The organism is Acetobacterium tundrae (genome assembly GCF_008086615.1).
GTDB classification, from domain to species: Bacteria; Bacillota; Clostridia; order Eubacteriales; family Eubacteriaceae; genus Acetobacterium; species Acetobacterium tundrae.
In genome coordinates, this window is sequence record NZ_RXYB01000005.1 from 106,863 (window position 1) to 123,888 (window position 17,026).

The 17,026-nt window shown below is 42.1% G+C and carries 13 protein-coding genes; all 13 read left to right on the forward strand.

Going from position 1 to position 17,026, the window contains the following annotated elements; genetic code table 11:
* Window positions 1-13 precede the first annotated feature (13 nt).
* The 13 genes from ptsP (at window position 14) to addA (ending at window position 16,924) form a co-directional block, all read left to right on the forward strand.
* Entirely contained in the window at window positions 14-1,747 is a 1,734-nt protein-coding gene (gene ptsP, locus FZC40_RS06010; RefSeq protein WP_148603011.1) for a phosphoenolpyruvate--protein phosphotransferase, read from the forward strand.
* 24 nt (window positions 1,748-1,771) lie between these two features.
* Window positions 1,772-2,035 carry an HPr family phosphocarrier protein gene (locus FZC40_RS06015; RefSeq protein ID WP_148566374.1) on the forward strand — a complete coding sequence of 88 codons (264 nt, stop codon included), beginning with the start codon at window positions 1,772-1,774 and terminating at the stop codon, window positions 2,033-2,035.
* A 96-nt stretch (window positions 2,036-2,131) separates the two neighbouring features.
* Window positions 2,132-2,548, forward strand: coding sequence for a YtxH domain-containing protein (locus FZC40_RS06020; RefSeq protein WP_148603012.1), 417 nt, complete (start codon window positions 2,132-2,134; stop codon window positions 2,546-2,548).
* 20 nt (window positions 2,549-2,568) lie between these two features.
* Window positions 2,569-2,925, forward strand: coding sequence for a DUF948 domain-containing protein (locus FZC40_RS06025; RefSeq protein WP_148566372.1), 357 nt, complete (start codon window positions 2,569-2,571; stop codon window positions 2,923-2,925).
* Between the two features lie 123 nt (window positions 2,926-3,048).
* On the forward strand, window positions 3,049-3,375 hold the full coding sequence (locus FZC40_RS06030) for an STAS domain-containing protein (RefSeq protein WP_148603013.1): 327 nt from the start codon (window positions 3,049-3,051) through the stop codon (window positions 3,373-3,375).
* Window positions 3,376-3,391: 16 nt separating this feature from the next.
* Complete coding sequence (locus FZC40_RS06035) at window positions 3,392-3,808, forward strand: ATP-binding protein (protein WP_148603014.1); 417 nt, start codon at window positions 3,392-3,394, stop codon at window positions 3,806-3,808.
* Entirely contained in the window at window positions 3,798-4,550 is a 753-nt protein-coding gene (locus FZC40_RS06040) for a SigB/SigF/SigG family RNA polymerase sigma factor (protein WP_148603015.1), read from the forward strand. The genes FZC40_RS06035 and FZC40_RS06040 overlap by 11 nt, the downstream gene beginning before the upstream one ends.
* Window positions 4,551-4,668: 118 nt before the next feature.
* The gene (gene fusA, locus FZC40_RS06045; RefSeq protein WP_148603016.1) at window positions 4,669-6,753 is read left to right on the forward strand and encodes an elongation factor G; all 2,085 of its coding nucleotides are present in this window, start codon (window positions 4,669-4,671) and stop codon (window positions 6,751-6,753) included.
* 211 nt (window positions 6,754-6,964) lie between these two features.
* The gene (locus FZC40_RS06050) at window positions 6,965-7,558 is read left to right on the forward strand and encodes a xanthine phosphoribosyltransferase (protein WP_148603017.1); all 594 of its coding nucleotides are present in this window, start codon (window positions 6,965-6,967) and stop codon (window positions 7,556-7,558) included.
* A gap of 4 nt (window positions 7,559-7,562) precedes the next feature.
* A complete protein-coding gene (locus tag FZC40_RS06055; RefSeq protein ID WP_207724254.1) occupies window positions 7,563-8,381 on the forward strand; it encodes a glutamate racemase in 819 nt (272 codons plus the stop codon).
* A 17-nt stretch (window positions 8,382-8,398) separates the two neighbouring features.
* Window positions 8,399-9,403 carry a tryptophan--tRNA ligase gene (gene trpS / locus FZC40_RS06060; protein WP_148603018.1) on the forward strand — a complete coding sequence of 335 codons (1,005 nt, stop codon included), beginning with the start codon at window positions 8,399-8,401 and terminating at the stop codon, window positions 9,401-9,403.
* Between the two features lie 536 nt (window positions 9,404-9,939).
* Window positions 9,940-13,293, forward strand: a complete 3,354-nt coding sequence (locus FZC40_RS06065) for a PD-(D/E)XK nuclease family protein (protein ID WP_148603019.1) — start codon at window positions 9,940-9,942, stop codon at window positions 13,291-13,293.
* A complete protein-coding gene (gene addA, locus FZC40_RS06070) occupies window positions 13,277-16,924 on the forward strand; it encodes a helicase-exonuclease AddAB subunit AddA (protein ID WP_148603020.1) in 3,648 nt (1,215 codons plus the stop codon). The genes FZC40_RS06065 and addA overlap by 17 nt, the downstream gene beginning before the upstream one ends.
* The last annotated feature ends 102 nt before the right edge of the window (window positions 16,925-17,026 follow it).

The following is a 17,026-nucleotide window of genomic DNA, read 5'->3' on the forward strand; positions in this document are numbered from 1 at the left end:
GGAGCGTTAAAAAATGTTTGTTAAAGAAGGAATTATTGCATCACCTGGAATTGCGATTGCAAAAGCATTTGTTTACGAAAAAAGTGTGGTAGAGGTCAATCAGAACAAAGTAAATGATGCTCAGAGAGAACTGGAAAGATTTCATTGTGCATTAAAGGAAAGTCATAAACAAATTGAAACCATAAGGCAGAAGGCTATCAGTGAGTTTGGAGATGAAGAGGGCGCTATTTTTGAAGCACATGCCATGGTTTTAGAAGACCCGGAGTTTACAGATGGTGTCGAAGCTGAAATTAATGATAATCATTTAAGTGCAGATTATGCTGTTAAAATTGTGACTGAGCGATTTTGTGCGATCTTTGATCAAATGGATGACCCTTATTTTAGTGCCAGAGCACTCGATATAAAAGATGTTGGGACGCGGGTATTGCAAAACATTTTGGGTATTGTTCAGGCTGATTTATCAAGGCTGGATGAGGATGTGATCATCATTGCAGATGATCTTACCCCATCGGATACAGCTCAGATGGATAAAAAACGAGTCAAAGGTTTTGCGACAAATATTGGGAGTCGGACATCACATACGGCTATCATTGCAAGAAGCTTGGAAATACCTGCTGTACTGGGACTATATGATATCACAAAAACAGTAAAAACGGGAGATATCGTTGTAGTCGATGGACTGGCAGGTAAGGTGACAGTAAATCCAAATGCAGAACAAACGGAAAACTTCAAAATAGAAAAGAAGAAATATCAAGAATACCGCAAAGAATTAGATGAGCTGAAAGATTTTGAAGCGATCACTCTGGACGGACACAAGGTAGAATTAGTGGGAAACATCGGCGAAACAAACGATATTGATGGCGTAATAAAAAATGGTGGAGTAGGAATTGGTCTCTTTCGCACCGAGTTTTTATACATGAACAATGATACGATGCCAGGGGAAGAAAAACAACTAGCAGCCTATCGCTCGGCTTTGGAAGCATTTCCCAATGGCCCGGTTATCATCAGAACATTAGATATTGGTGGTGATAAAAAACTTCCATATTTATCGATGGATGATGAAGCTAATCCATTTTTAGGCCTTCGCGCAATCCGTCTTTGTTTCAAAGAGGTGGAACTTTTCAAAATTCAACTTCGGGCAATATTAAGAGCAAGTGTTTATGGAAATGCGCATATCATGTTTCCGATGATATCCTCAATTACAGAAGTTAGACAGGCAAAAGCAATTTTAACAGAGTGTATGAAGGAATTGGATGAAGCCAATATATCCTATGATAAAAAGATTAAAATTGGCGTCATGATTGAAATTCCATCGGCAGCCATTGCTGCTGATATTATTGCAAAAGAAGTCGATTTCTTCAGTATCGGTACCAATGATTTATGTCAATATACTCTTGCTGTTGATCGGATGAACCAGAATGTGGCCTATTTATACGATCCATTTAATCCTGCGATTTTACGCCTTGTCAGGCAGGTAACGAATGTTTCGGAGAAAAAAACCGATTGTTTTACAGGGATGTGTGGCGAAATGGCGGGAGATCCCATGGCCGCCATTCTGCTATTGGGACTGGGTCTTGACGAATTTAGTATGAGTGCCCTTTCCATTCCGAAAATTAAAAAAATTATTCGCAGTGTTCGATTTGAAGACGCCAAAGCCATTGCGCAAACAGCCCTAAATCTGGAAACCGGCGAAGAAGTGACGAACTATATTCTGGCAGAAATGAAAAAATTAAAAATAGATATTTAAATAAAATCATGAGGAGGAAATACAATGATAAAAAAAGAAGTGACGGTGTTGAATGTTACTGGTTTACATGCCCGACCTGCTTCGATGTTTGTTCAAACAGCAGGTAAATTTAAATCAAAGATTTTCGTCATAAAAGAAGGTAATTCAATTAATGCAAAAAGTATCATGGGGATTATGGCCGGAGGAATTGCCCAAGGAACGACAATTGAGATTCAGGCTGAAGGGGAAGACGAAACTGAAGCAGTGGATGCATTGATTCAATTGATAAATGATAAATTTGGAGAATAGTTGCAACCAAATAAAAAATAAAATAAAATGCTGTCAATTAGAGGTTTGTTAGGGTAAAATGTAGTCAATATCACAATGAAAAGTGGAGGAATAAAAATGAGCAGTAACAAATTATATTTTGTTGGTGGACTTTTTCTAGGAACCATCATCGGCGGTACTCTAGGTGTGTTAATGGCCCCTACATCAGGGCTGGAAACTCGAAAAAAACTGGCAGAAGGTACAGAAGAAGTTCTGGGAAATGCTTATGATCAAGCCGTAGAATATGGGGAAAACCTCAAAGAACAATTCCAGGATATGCAGGAACAATTTACCGAACGTGTAAATGAATACAAAAATCAGATTGAAAACAAAATACAGGAAATTCAAGATGAAGTTGAACAGGATATTGCAGATTTAAGCGACGAACTTGAAGCGCTTGAAAAAGAAGATAGTGAACTGGCTGCCGGTGCTAAAGTTATCACAAGCGAAGATACTAAACTGGATGCTGAAGCAATAAAAAAAGAAGCAGAGTAAGGGTAAATAGGAAATCATAGATGATAACATTAAATTTCAGCTTGTGGGAATTGGCTATATTATTAGTGGGGATTGCCTTTATCATTGGAACCATTTATTTGGTGAAGCTGTTTAAAAGTATCGCAATGACCTTTGACATAACCACGAAGCTTATGGAAGATAACCGTTTGGTGCTTCAAAGGATCATGGAAAATACTGATGATATTACAAAATCCTCAGCTCATGTGGTTGAAACGGCAAGCGACATGGTCGATGAAGTGGGAGACGCCTTAAACACGATCAAACAGGATATCATTGATCCCGTTGTAAAAGCGGCGTCGGTACTTAAAAAAGGATTAGGAATTTTTCAGACGAAAAGTAAAAAAGAAAAAATATAGGCCGTGATTTATAGCTCTGGGCCCAATGATGGTAGTCGCCCTCATTGGGCCTAGTTTCAAATTTACGCCTACCCATGACCCCAAAAACTCTTTGGCGGTATTATGTGAGAAATGGAGTTCTATATGGATAAAAAAAACAAAACAGGAACCGAACAGGCAACCATGATTAGCATAAAAGGTGAAATTGATATTTATTCTATTGGAAAATTCAGGGAATTGATTGAAAAAAAAATTGCAACACAGGCGCCTCAAATCATTTTGGATTGTACGGAACTATCCTATATGGATAGTACTGGGATGGGCGTGCTGATTGAATTAAGAAATAAAGCAAAAGAAATGGGTCAAAAGATTATCATGATGAATCCGCGCCCCAATATAAAAAAATTATTGAACATCACCGGCGTTGACAAAATTATCGATATTATTGAAAACCCGATTAATCAAGCATAAGAGAAGAGGGATGAAAATGGATAGGATTAGACTGACACTGCCAACAAAGCCGGAATATGTAAGTCTTGCACGTCTTACAATAGCGTCAGTAGCAAACAATATGGGCTTTTCCATTGGCGATGTTGAAGATCTTAAGGTTGCCGTCTCTGAAGCATGCACAAATGCTTTAAATCACAGCATGAATCCAGACTCGACCTATGATTTGATCTATATTGTCGAAGAAAATAAGAAACTTAGTTTCACCGTTACAGACAGAGGGGTTGGTTTCGAACCGGAGACAGTGGTTGAACCAGATCTAAACGGAAAAAAAGTAAATGGTTTTGGACTGTTTATCATCAAATCACTAATGGATAGGGTAGACATTGTTAGTGAGAAGGGAGCAGGAACCTCTATAACCATGATTAAAAACCTATCGACGGCCAATGAAATATGAACGCAAGATCAGTAAAGAAGATGTCAAGAAGTTATTTGTCGAGTATGAAAAAACCAGAGATCGAGAATTAAGAGATCGATTGATTGAGAATCATCTGTACATACCTAAAATACTTTCAAGAAAATATGGACATAAAAATGGCGATAATGATGATATATTTCAGGTGGCTTGTTTAGGCTTGATGTATGCCGTAGAACGGTTTGATGTAAACCGGGGATATGAGTTTGATACCTTTGCGACGCCGACGATTGTCGGTGAAATCAAACGCTATTATCGGGACCGGGAGTGGTTGATCCGAATCCCGAGAAAAATTCAGGACCTGAATCGGGAAATTAATCAAACCCGGACGATGTTGGAACATAAATTGATGCGCTCACCGACGATTACAGAAATTGCTGTTTATCTTGAAATTTCTGAAGAAAGTATCATCAAAGCAATGGAAAGCAGCAATGCCTATTATCCAAAATCTCTTTCAATGGAATATGAAAGCAATCAAGACGGACAAGAAGTAAGCTTGATGGATTTATTGGGCAACCTGGATAATAATATGGAAAATGTTGAAAACATCGACCTCTTGAAGAAAAAGATACAAGCTCTAAATCCGGTGGAAAGAATCATTGTTGAACAACGCTTTTTTCAGGGGAAAACTCAAAAAGAAGTCGCTGAGTACATCAATAAATCACAAATGACAGTATCGCGGATCGAAAAAAAAATAATGATAAAGATAAAAGAGGATTTATAAACAACGCTTGTTGAACTTTTATAAATCTTTTTGTAGATTATTTTTACAAAATATTATAGAATAGCATTATATAAAAACCAATAGAATCATTGGCAAAAATAAGCGAGGGGGAAACATCATGAAAACGTATCCAACTAGAAGCATTCGTAACATTCTTATACTAGGTCACGGAGGAAGCGGTAAGACAACTTTGACCGAAGCATTGGCATTTAATGCCGGTGCCATTGATCGTATCGGAAGAATTGACGAGGGAAATACCCTATCGGACTTTGATCCAGAAGAGAAGAAACGAAAATTTTCAATTTCTTCAGCTATTATTCCATTAGAATTTGGTGGACACAAGATCAATCTTATTGATGTGCCTGGTTATTTTGATTTTATTGGTGATGCCTATGCAGCTCTGCGCATAGCGGATGCCATTGTTATTGTAATTGATGCCCTTTCAGGCGTGCAGGTAGGAACCGAAAAAGCGATTGAATTATTAGAAAAAGCAAATATACCGGCATTTATTGTGGTTAATAAAATGGACCGAGAAAATGCCACCTTTGCCAAAGTAATGGACGAACTAAAAGAAACCTTTGGAAACAAGGTGGTCCCGTTTGAATTACCAATGGGCGAAGCTGAAAACATGAATGGGGTTGTTAACATCGTTGACATGACCGGGAGCGAACGAAAAGAAAACCGTTGCTTTGATGTCGCCATTTCAGATGAGATGAAAGCAGAATTAGAACCATACCGGGACATGATTATGGAATCAGTTGCGCAAACCAGTGAAGACCTGATGGAAAAATATTTTGAAGGGGAAGAGCTGACCCAGAATGAAATACATACGGGTATTCGTAAAGGAATTGATAATGGTGAATTAATACCGGTATTATGTACATCTGCGACATTAAACATTGGGGTTGAAACGCTGGAAAACATGATCATCGAATATCTTCCTTCGCCTGGCAACGGAAAATTTGAAATAGGTAAAGATCCCCGAAATAAAAAAGAAATTGAACGAAAATGCAGTAATAAAGAATCATTTTCAGCATTGGTGTTTAAAACCATTGCGGATCCATTTGTTGGCAAACTGTCTATTTTCAAAGTCATGTCCGGGGTTCTTGATCATTCCATAGAAATATATAATTCGACCCAGGAAATCAAGGAAAAGACCAACCACATTTATGTCCTGAGAGGAAACAAACAGATTGAAGTTGAAAAGCTGGAATCGGGGGACATCGGCGCATTTTCTAAATTAGGCAGTACGATTACCGGCGATACATTATGCAACGTTAAAGATCCGATTGTCTATGATAAAATTGATTTTCCGAAACCGATTATTTCAATGGCAATTGAACCAAAAACAAAAGCCGATATCGATAAATTATCGACGGGACTCCACCGCTTGGTTGAAGAAGATCCGACAATGACATTTGGGCGAAATAGTGAAACCAAACAAACTCTGATTTCAGGTTTGGGAGAAATGCATCTGGAAATTATTTCGCAGAAGCTGAAACAAAAATTTGGCGTTGAGGTAAACCTGGTCGATATGAAGGTGCCGTACCGAGAAACCATTAAAAAGAAAGCAACAGCTGAAGGTAAACATAAAAAACAATCTGGCGGCAGCGGTCAATTCGGACATGTTTGGATTACATTTGAACCTGGTGATTCACCGAATGCGCCATTTGAATTTGTCGATAAAGTAGTTGGCGGAGCCGTTCCCCGAAACTTTATACCAGCGGTTGAAAAGGGCCTTGAAACCTGTATGCTTGAAGGCGTTCTGGCAGGGTATCCGGTTACCGGAGTAAGAGCCATTCTTTATGACGGTTCATATCATGCGGTAGATTCTGATGAAATGTCCTTTAAAAGTGCGGCCACTTTGGCTTATCGAAAAGCGATGAAAGAGGCATCACCCGTTCTGCTCGAACCCATTTATCACATCGATATCGTGATACCGGAAGAATACATGGGGGATATCATGGGGGATTTAAACAAAAAACGCGGACGTATTATGGGAATGGAACCGACGTCAGGCGGAAAACAGCGAATTCTGGCAGAAGCGCCGTTAGCAGAAATGTTTAAGTATGCAACTGAACTGCGATCGATGACACAAGCCAGAGGCGAATTTTCAATGGAATTTGTTCGTTATGAAGAAGCCCCAATTCTGAATGCGGAAAAGGTTATTGCCGAAGCACAAAAAGAAAAAGAACAAAAATAGAGTCAAGGCAGATGTATTAAATGGCATCTGGGTTTTAAGAAACCCAGATGCTGTTTGGTTTTAATAAAAGTTTAATTGTTAATTCCTTGAGGCTAAAATAAATTATTTTGCCGAGAGTCTCAGAGACGTGAAGAAATTCACGTTATTTTTTTTATTTAAAAACCTTTGGATTATGTTATAATAATGCGATCAGGTTATGAAGGAGTTGCGAATGGAATTATTAGAAGAAAAAATTAGAACAGAAGGTTGTGTTAAAGGTCAGGGAATACTTAAGGTTGATTCGTTTTTGAATCACCAGTTGGATGTGGCCTTATTTGAAGAAATGGGAAAAGCCTTTGCCAAACGCTTTGCCGGAGAGGGAGTCAATAAAATCTTGACAATTGAGTCATCAGGAATTGCGATTGCAACCAGCACGGCCAGATATTTTGACTATTGTCCGGTGGTTTTTGGAAAAAAGGTTGTTTCACTAAACCTCGACAATGAAATCTATTCCAGTGACGTGTATTCCTATACCAAGCAGCAAGCCTATAAGATTATGGTGTCAAAAAAATATATTAATAAAAACGATCGTATTTTAATTATCGACGATTTTCTGGCCAACGGAAAGGCGGTCGATGCATTAATTAATGTGATCAATCAGGCCGGGGCAACATTGGTGGGCGTTGGCATTGCCATTGAAAAAGGATTTCAAGAAGGCGGTGCGTTGCTGCGACAACAGGGAATTGCCTTGGAATCGCTCGCAATTGTGGATGAGATGAGTGTCGAAAAAGGAATCATATTTCGTGATCAATTGGAAAAGAAGTAAAAAAATGGAAAAAAATGGACCCATTGGACTCATCGATTCAGGTATTGGCGGCTTCACCGTTTTGAAAGAACTGCAGGACCGTTTACCCAATGAAAACTATCTCTATTTTGGAGATTCAATGCGCATGCCTTACGGTGAGCGAGAAAATGACGAGATCATTTTTCTAGCCAACGCAATCATCAGAGAGCTGGAAAACAGAGGCGTTAAAGCAATTGTTTTAGCCTGCAACACCATTTCATCCTTAATATCCGAACTAACCTCCCGGGTTCCCTTATTCAGCGTGATTGAAGCCGGTGTTCAGGAAACGCTCAATTGGCGAAAAAGTGGTCTGGTTGGGCTTATTGCCACCACCGCGACGGTGAAAAACAGAGGATATGAACGGGAAATGGAACTTTGGACAAAAGACGTGAAATACATTGCCCAGGGAACATGCACACTAGGCAAAGTTATTAATGACGGCAATGGAAATTTGAAATTATTAAAAAAAAATATTGAGGAAGCGGTCGAGCCGATTATTTTGAAGGGAATCAAAAGAGGAATCGTCATTGAGGAGCTTTTGCTGGGATGCACCCACTTTCCCATTGTGTCCGGCACGATCCGGCAAATGTATCCGGAACTGACGCTCATTAATCCGGCCAACGGTCTGGTCAGACAACTGGATAAGCATCTTAAAGAATTTGATTACTACAATACCGAAGAAACAGCTGAATCGGGCAGCACCAAAATTCTTACGACCGGCGATTATGATATTTTTGAGAGAATGATTAAAGAACTTGACCTCAACTGTGATGCACTGGAAATGACAGAATTGAAATTATCTTAAGAAAAAAGGAGTTAGATATGGAAACACCAGCAAAAAAAATAGTATATAGCGGCATACAGCCGTCAGGAACCTTTACCATCGGAAATTATTTTGGAGCCATGAAAAATTGGGTGAAACTGCAGGAAGACTATCAAAGCATTTTTTGTGTGGTCGATCTTCATGCTATCACCATGCCTCAAAACCCGGCGGATTTACGGAGACGTACCTATGAATCCATGGCCTTGCTTTTAGCGCTTGGCATTGATCCGGAAAAGTCAATATTATATGTTCAGTCGATGGTGCCGGAGCATGCTGAACTGACCTGGATTTTAAACTGCTGTACCTATATGGGTGAACTGAGCCGAATGACGCAGTTTAAAGATAAAGCCCAAAAACAGGGAGAAAACATTCGGGTCGGTCTTTTTGATTACCCGGTGCTGATGGCGGCGGACATTCTGCTTTATCAAACGGATTTAGTGCCGGTTGGTAATGATCAGCGCCAGCATGTTGAATTGGCGCGGGATATCGCAACGCGTTTCAATCAACAATATGGGGATGTTTTTAAAATTCCCGAAGCATATTTTGGAGAATCGGGAGCTAGAATTATGAGTCTTCAGGATCCGACAAAAAAGATGTCCAAATCGGACGAAAATTTAAATGGATTTATTTCTTTATTGGATGATCCAAAAACCATTGTGAAGAAATTCAAACGAGCTATAACGGATTCAGAAATGAACGTTCATCACAATCGTGAAGAAAAACCCGGCGTTTCTAATCTGATGGAAATTTACAGCTGTGCCACCGGAAAAAGCCTCGATGCGATTGCGCAGGAATTTGAAGGCAAAGGCTATGGCGATTTTAAACTGGTAGTGGGAGAAGCGGTGGCGGAAACCATCATTCCGGTACAAACGGAATACCAGCGTTTGCTCAAAGAAAAAGATTATCTCAATACCATTATGCACACCCATGCTGAAAAGGCATCCATGATGGCATGGAAAACTTTGGCAAAAGCAAGAAAAAAAGTCGGCTTTGTGACCGTATAAATTTTATTTTGCCGGGGCGATGAATTTTGTGCCATATTGCCGAAACGCTTTTGTTTAGGCCCCGTAGGGGCGATCCTTGATCGCCCGCGGACGTTTGATTGAAAGATATATGTTTTCAGGCGATTGGGAATCGCCCCTACGATATGCCAAAATGCTTTTGTTTAGGCCCCGTAGGGGCGATCCATGATCACCCGCGGACGTTTGATTGAAAGATATATGTTTTCAGGCGATTGGGAATCGCCCCTACGATATGCCAAAATGCTTTTGATTAGGCCCCGTAGGGGCGATCCATGATCGCCCGCGGACGTTTGATTGAAAGATATACGTTTTCAGGCGATTGGGAATCGCCCCTACGATATGCCAAAATGCTTTTGTTTAGGCCCCGTAGGGGCGATCCATGATCGCCCGCCGACGTTTGATTGAAAGATTCGCGTTGTATAAGCGGCGCATCGAGAATAAAAGACTGACTGACCAGCTTTTCACAAGAAGGCTGGTATTTTTTTAAATCGCGTCAAAAGTTCAGAAAGGAAAAAGAAGTGGGAATTACAATCATTACCGGTCGTCGGTCGCAGACTTTGAGCCAAACGGTTTATCATGAAATTGGCAAGGCCCTGGCAGCCGGAAAAGAGAAGCTTTACCTGATCGTTCCGGAACAGTTTACGCTGGGGGCGGAAGAAGCGCTCATCAAAGCCAATAATCTTAACGGTCTGCTGAATGTGGAAGTATTGAGTCCGAACCGGCTTGGTGACCGGGTTTTAAAAGAAACCGGCGGACTGACTAAAACCTATATGGATGAACATGGAAAAAATATGCTGCTTCAAAAAACCCTGGGCGAAATCCAGGAAGAGTTAACCATTTATCGCAGCAGTGTTAAAAAACCGGGTTTTCTTCAAAGTATTTCGGATTTAATCGGTGAATTAAAACAAAATGAGATTTCACCGGAAAATCTGGAAGAAAGCATCAAAAACTTCAGCCATGGGATGATGCCACAGAAAATCGGGGATATTGTAAAAATTTACGGCCATTTCAGAGATCTGCTGGGCGATGACCGAAAAGACGAGGAGGATTTTAAAAGCCTGGTTAGTGAAAAAATTCCTTTGGCAGAGTTTTTGAAAAATTCCGAGCTTTGGCTGGACGGCTTTCAGAACTTCTCAACCCAGGACTATCACATGATCCGGAATTTAGTGGATACGGTCAACGAGTTCCATATTGCCATTCCCTGGGATCCGAATCAGGAGTCCCGAGATCAGGAAGTTTTTCAGTTGACCCAGAATACCTTGAATGCCATCAAGGACATTGGCGCACGGGCCAACGTCGAATTTAAAATGGTCAAGGTACCCAATCAAGATACAAAAAGCCGGGAACTCAATCATTTGGAAGCCAATCTTTTTGCCTATCCCAAAAAAGAATACCCGACTGAAGTTGGGCAAATCACGCTGACTCAATGTGAAAACACCTGGGAAGAAGTGGAAAAAGGTGCTCAAAAAATTCTGGAGCTCATTCGGGAGGAACAATTCTCTTTTCGGGATATTGTGGTGCTCACCGGGGATATTGATGAATACGGAAGCATCATTAAACGGGTCTTTACCCAATATAAAATTCCCTATTTTATGGACGACTTACGGGCTATCGGGGACAACCACCTGGTGGAAGCCGTGATTTCAGCATTGGAAGCCATCCAGAACAATTATCGCTTTGACGATATTTTTGGTTTTGTAAAAACCGGATTTTCACCCATCACGCTGTCGGAATGTGAAGATCTGGAAAATTACGTACTGGAATTTGGAATCAGAGGCAAACAGTGGGAAAAGGCATTTACGAAAATCAGCCAAAATGAAGCCATAGATCTGGAAACGCTCAATGGCCTCCGGGTCAGGCTCATTGAACCGCTGGCGGGTTTACAGGAAGCAATGCGAACGAAAAAAACGTGCGGTGAATACACTCAGGCTCTTTATGAATTTCTGCTGACCATTCAGACGCCTGAAAAAATTGATGCCCTGGTGGAAAGACTTTCCGAAGAAGGCAATTACGAAGCAGCGGGAATCTACCATCAGATCTGGAATATCCTGATGGCGGTATTCGATCAGATTGCTGAAACAATGGGAGCAGATGACGCTGCCAAGGAAGATTATCTGCGTATTTTAAAAAGCGGTTTTCAGGGGTATCGGCTGGGTATTATTCCACCCTACCGGGATTATGTGAGCATCACCGATTTGCGAAGAAGCCGAAGCAGCGCCTTTGAAGTGTTGATTGTTTTTGGATTAAATGAAGGCAAGATACCCGGCACCGGCACCGAGCCCAATCTTTTTTCTGATGTGGAACGCCAAATATTGGGAAGCGTCCAAATCAAGCTTCAGAACAATCGGGGTTTTCAGATGGATCAGGAACGGTTCCTCGTTTACGATCTGTTGACCAAACCGCAATCACGATTGTGCTTATATTGGGCGCTCACGGATATGGAAGGAAATTCTCAGCAGCCCAGCATCCTGCTGAGTCAAATGCTGGGGATCTTTCCTAAAATAGAAATCGCCTTTACGCTTACATCTGGGCGGGAAAGCTTCTGGGATACATTGAGCACCCCGGAAAGCACCCTTTGGCATCTGGTGAGTTATTCAAGAAATAAAAAAGAGCTGACACAAGTGAAAATTACCAAAGCGGATGCGCTCTGGGAAACCGTGAAGGACTGGTATAAAAACAATCCGGAATACCAAAAAGAATATTGGATATTGGAAGCCGCTTTAAATTACCCCGGAATTTCTCCGGAAATGACCCCCAATGAGGCAACCCAGCTTTACGGCAGGAACCTGCGCACCAGTATCAGCCGTTTGGAAAGCCATCGACAATGCCCGTTTTCCCATTATGTCAAATATGGGTTAAGACCGGAGGGACGGCCCATCTATACCATACAGGCACCGGAAATCGGAAATCTGCTTCATGATCTCATCGATGGCTTTTTCAAAAAGGCCCAGGCGGAAAGCTTGGATTTAAGGACGCTTCCGAAAACCGAAAGAGATTTAATCGTGGAAAATGTGATGGCAACCTGCCTGCCGCAAATTAAAACCAATGTATTCAACAGCACCGGACAGAACCAGTATCTGGGAAAGAAACTGGAGCGGGTTGGGAAAAAATCTATCGACGTGCTGATCGAACAATTAAATGCCGGAGATTTTGAACCCACAGCGACCGAGTTCAGTTTTGAACAGGAAATCATGTTGCCGGACGAAAAAATGGGCAACGCCAAAATTTACGGAAAAATAGACCGTCTCGATTTATACGAAAAAGATGGAAATACCTGGGTCAAAGTCATTGACTATAAAACCGGTAACAAAAAATTAGGCTATGACGATATTTATTACGGTTTGTCACTGCAGCTGCTGGTTTATCTCGACGGCGCCATGACCGTGATCAGTGGTGAAGAGATCCAGCCGGGAGGAACCTTCTATTTTTATGTGGACGATCCGATTCCGCGCGTTGATTTAGAAGCAGAAATCCAGGGGGCCATTAATAAAACCTTTAAACTCAATGGGCTGCTGCTGGACGACGATGCCGTTATCGAGGCAATGGATAACAACCGCGATAAAAATGCTTCCGCTATTCTGCCGATTTACGGCTCGGAATCAAAATTGAGCCGATCCGAGTTTGACGCCATTATCAGCTATGTGAGAAAAACCGTCATTCGTCAAATCAAACGGATCTATCAGGGCGATATAAAAATCAAACCCTACCGGAAAGGTTCATCCTATGCCTGCCAGTATTGCGAGTATAAAGGGATCTGTCAATTCGATGATGATATCATACAGAGCGGCTACGATGTATTAAAAAAGACGATGAAAAAGGACGTATTTTTTCAACTCATTCAGGGGGGAGAAACAAATGAAGTGGACCAGTGATCAAAAAAAAGCCATCGAGAACCGACAGACAAACATGCTGGTTTCAGCCGCGGCTGGATCAGGGAAAACAGCGCTTCTGATTGAGCGGGTCATTCGCATTATATTGGAGGAAAAAGTCGGGGTGGACGAACTCCTGATTCTCACCTTCACCCGCGGCGCCGCAGGCGAAATGAAAAACCGCCTGAGTCAGGCGCTGTCAAAAGAACTGGAAAACCCTGCCAATGACCGAAGCTTTTTAATGAAGCAGATGAATAGTTTAGGCGGAGCATCGATATCAACCCTGCACTCCTTTTGTCTCAGCGTTTTACGGCAATACTTTCACAAAGGCGACATCGATCCGGGCTTCGCCATCGGCAACGAAACCGAGATTGCATTGATGCTGAACGAAACCCTGGAAGAAGTATTTGAGGATGAGTATTTACGGGCAAATGAAAAAGAAGCATCCGGGGATCATCCGGAAATTGACTTTCTGGAACTGGTGGAAAAATACAGCGGCAACAAAAATGACCAGGCCCTGAAGGATACGGTTGAAAGCCTGTACCGCTTTCTGGTGACCCAGCCAAACTCAAAAGACTGGTGCGACAAAGCGCTTTCCCGTTTCGAATGCAATGACAAAACGCTTCCGGATTCCGTTTGGGGGCAGTCGCTCATGACCATTATTCAGACGGAGCTTCGCGGTGCCGGGGATTATGCCCAAAAAGCCGCTGCCGCAAGCGCTGCGGAAGGCTTTGAAAAAACGCATGAACAAATGGAAAACGAGGTTCGGGCCATCAGGGATTTGGAAATCCTGATGACCCAGGATTTGAAAAAAGGTCTGGCAGCCCTAAAAACGATTAAATATGAACGGTTTAAAGGGAATGCCAAACAAGATGCCGAGCTAAATAGGATCATTAAAAAATACCGGGACGAAGCAAAGAAAAGCATGGAAAGCCTTAAAAAAAGTTTTGCCATCAGTCTGGATGAAATGGCCAAAGAACTAAATGAGTTGAAAAAGCCGATGGCAGATTTGGTCAAGCTGACGCAAAAGTTCTGGACTGCCTTTAAAAAGAAAAAAGCGCAAAAAAATCTTGTTGATTACAATGACCTGGAACAATTAACCCTTAAGGTTTTATCAGACCCTGAAGTGGCCCAGGAGGTCAAAGGCCGATACCAATATGTCTTCCTGGATGAATATCAGGACACCAACGAAATGCAGGAAACCATCCTCCTGCGCATTGTCAGAGATAATAATTATTTCATGGTTGGCGACGTCAAACAAAGCATTTACCGTTTCCGGCTGGCAGATCCCACCATCTTCATTAACAAATACGAAACCTTCGGTACTGATAGTGAGGCCGAGAACAGTCTGGTTACCCTTAACAAAAACTTCAGAAGTGCCCAGGGGGTGATTAATGGCATCAATTCTATCTTCAGCCGAATCATGACCCCGGGACTCGGGGAAATCGATTATGATGAACAAGCGATGCTGAACAAAGGCCTGCCTCACGATGGTCCCTATGTAAAAACGGAAATCCATCTGATTGAAGAAAAGCCGCAATCAAAAGAAGCGGATGAGTATGACGAAGAAAATCAGGAAGACCAGACCGCGGTGGAAATCGAAGCACGCTTTGTAGCGAGGAAAATCCAGGCCCTGGTGGGCACCAGCTTTTTTGATACCCGTCATAATCTGAAACGCACCATTAACTACGGTGACTTCGGGGTGCTGATGAGAAGTGTGGCCGGAAGAGGGGATGTCTACCTGAAGATTTTCAGCGAGCTGGGAATTCCTACGTATTTTGACGGCGGAACCAATTACTACGAATCTCTGGAAATCACAATGATTCTCAACCTGCTGAATTTAATGGATAATCAGCATCAGGACCTGCCCCTGTTAAGTGTGATGACCTCACCCATCGGGAGTTTTACCACCACGGAATGCACAAAGCTGCGGATTAAACATCCCCAGGGCTTTTTTTACCAGGCGGTTGAGGCTTACCGGGCGGAAGAATGCGATGAGCTTTCAGAAAAACTTACTGTTTTTTATAATCAGCTGAATGACTGGAGGAACGAGTCGAAGCTGATGCCGGTCGAAGATTTTTTATGGAAAATCTATTTGGAATCCGGCTATTATGCTTTTGTCGGAGCGCTGCCCGGCGGAGAACAGCGGCAGTGCAATTTAAGAATTTTGTTGAAACGGGCGGGAGACTATAAAAAATCAACCCTCAAGGGTCTTTATCAATTTATCCGCTTTGTCGAAAATATGAAAAAACATAAACAGGACATCTCACCGCCGGCAATGGTGAGCAGTAACGAATCTGTCGTGCGGCTCATGACTGTCCATAAAAGCAAAGGCCTGGAATTCCCGATTGTTTTTCTCAGTGGGGTGGGGAAAGGCTTTAATAAGCGGAGCAATAACAACCAAATATTATTCCATAAGGATTTGGGGATTTGTCCGGACTATGTGGATTTGAACAAACGATTCAAGCACAATTCGCTGGCCAAAGAGGTCTGCAAGGCTCAAAGCAACATGGAAATGCTTTCCGAGGAAATGCGGCTGCTTTATGTGGGAATGACCAGAGCCGAAGAAAAACTCTACCTTGTCGGGACGGTCAAAAACCCGGAAAAGGCGCTGGAAAAATGGCGGGAAGAACCAGATGAGTACCATTTACTGAAGGCCTCAAGTCTGCTGGACTGGGCAATGCTGGGGGTGATCGGCGGGAAAAATGTTCCTGAAATTTACGACACCCTGGAGTTGGAAGATTTCATTATTTATCGTCATAATGAGGATACCGAAAACAGCGAAACGGCCGGTGAAGAAACAGCTGAAGAGATTGCGCTGGCTGCGGAAGCGGGCCCAGTCGAGCCGGTAACAAAGGAAATCAGTCAGGAAGAGAAGGATGCGATAGCCAAGCGATTGAATTATCGTTACCCGGAAAAAGCGGATAATGATCTCCCCAGCAAGATGAGTGTCACTGAGATAAAGAACGTCCAGAAAGTTAAATTAGAAGAAAATGCGGTCATCAAGAAAAAGTTGCCCGGGCGAAGTGAAGGACCGAAATTTTTAGAGAAAAAACAGGGCCAATTTACACCCGCTCAACGGGGAACGGCGCTCCATTTACTAATGGAAGTTATTGATCTGGCGCCGCTTCACAAACAGCTCAGCAGCCATGGAAAAAATGAACTGCTAGCTTTTCTGGAAAAACAGCTTCCGGAAGAAGTTGAACGGTTGATTCAAAAAGAATTCCTGCCGGAGAAACTGGCAAAAACCATTGATTTTTCCAAACTCATCGACTTTTATACTTCCCCGCTGGGAATCCGGCTTTTATCAGCAGCAAAAGTAAGACGGGAGATCCCCTTCAACTATGGCTACGATCCGGGAAAAGTCCGAAGCGAATGGAGTGGGATCAAAGAAAAAATAACCGTACAGGGGATCATCGACTGTGCCTTTATAGAGGAAGATCAGTGGGTGATCATTGACTACAAAACTGATTTCTACCAAGACACGGTTCAAAGAGACATACTTTTAAAAGGTTATGAGGTCCAGGTGAATCTCTATGCAGAGGCGATGACAGCACTTTCCGGAATTCCGGTCAAAGAAAAAATAATTGCCTTTATTACCATGAAAGAAAATGTTTTCTTAAACAAATTATGATAGAATAAAATAAATGTTCCAGTTTGATTCGTAGGGGCGGGTATTACCCGTCCGGAAACATAAGGGTAAAAGAATGATATTTGCGGGCGATTGATAATCGCC

Bases quoted from the DNA above. Each gene is read 5' to 3' on its own strand.
- FZC40_RS06035 (WP_148603014.1), top strand. From the start codon at position 3,392: ATGGATAGGATTAGACTGACACTGCCAACAAAGCCGGAATATGTAAGT.
- FZC40_RS06025 (WP_148566372.1), top strand. From the start codon at position 2,569: ATGATAACATTAAATTTCAGCTTGTGGGAATTGGCTATATTATTAGTG.
- FZC40_RS06050 (WP_148603017.1), top strand. From the start codon at position 6,965: ATGGAATTATTAGAAGAAAAAATTAGAACAGAAGGTTGTGTTAAAGGT.
- FZC40_RS06055 (WP_207724254.1), top strand. From the start codon at position 7,563: ATGGAAAAAAATGGACCCATTGGACTCATCGATTCAGGTATTGGCGGC.
- FZC40_RS06040 (WP_148603015.1), top strand. From the start codon at position 3,798: ATGAAATATGAACGCAAGATCAGTAAAGAAGATGTCAAGAAGTTATTT.
- addA (WP_148603020.1), top strand. From the start codon at position 13,277: ATGAAGTGGACCAGTGATCAAAAAAAAGCCATCGAGAACCGACAGACA.
- fusA (WP_148603016.1), top strand. From the start codon at position 4,669: ATGAAAACGTATCCAACTAGAAGCATTCGTAACATTCTTATACTAGGT.
- FZC40_RS06015 (WP_148566374.1), top strand. From the start codon at position 1,772: ATGATAAAAAAAGAAGTGACGGTGTTGAATGTTACTGGTTTACATGCC.
- ptsP (WP_148603011.1), top strand. From the start codon at position 14: ATGTTTGTTAAAGAAGGAATTATTGCATCACCTGGAATTGCGATTGCA.
- trpS (WP_148603018.1), top strand. From the start codon at position 8,399: ATGGAAACACCAGCAAAAAAAATAGTATATAGCGGCATACAGCCGTCA.
- FZC40_RS06030 (WP_148603013.1), top strand. From the start codon at position 3,049: ATGGATAAAAAAAACAAAACAGGAACCGAACAGGCAACCATGATTAGC.
- FZC40_RS06020 (WP_148603012.1), top strand. From the start codon at position 2,132: ATGAGCAGTAACAAATTATATTTTGTTGGTGGACTTTTTCTAGGAACC.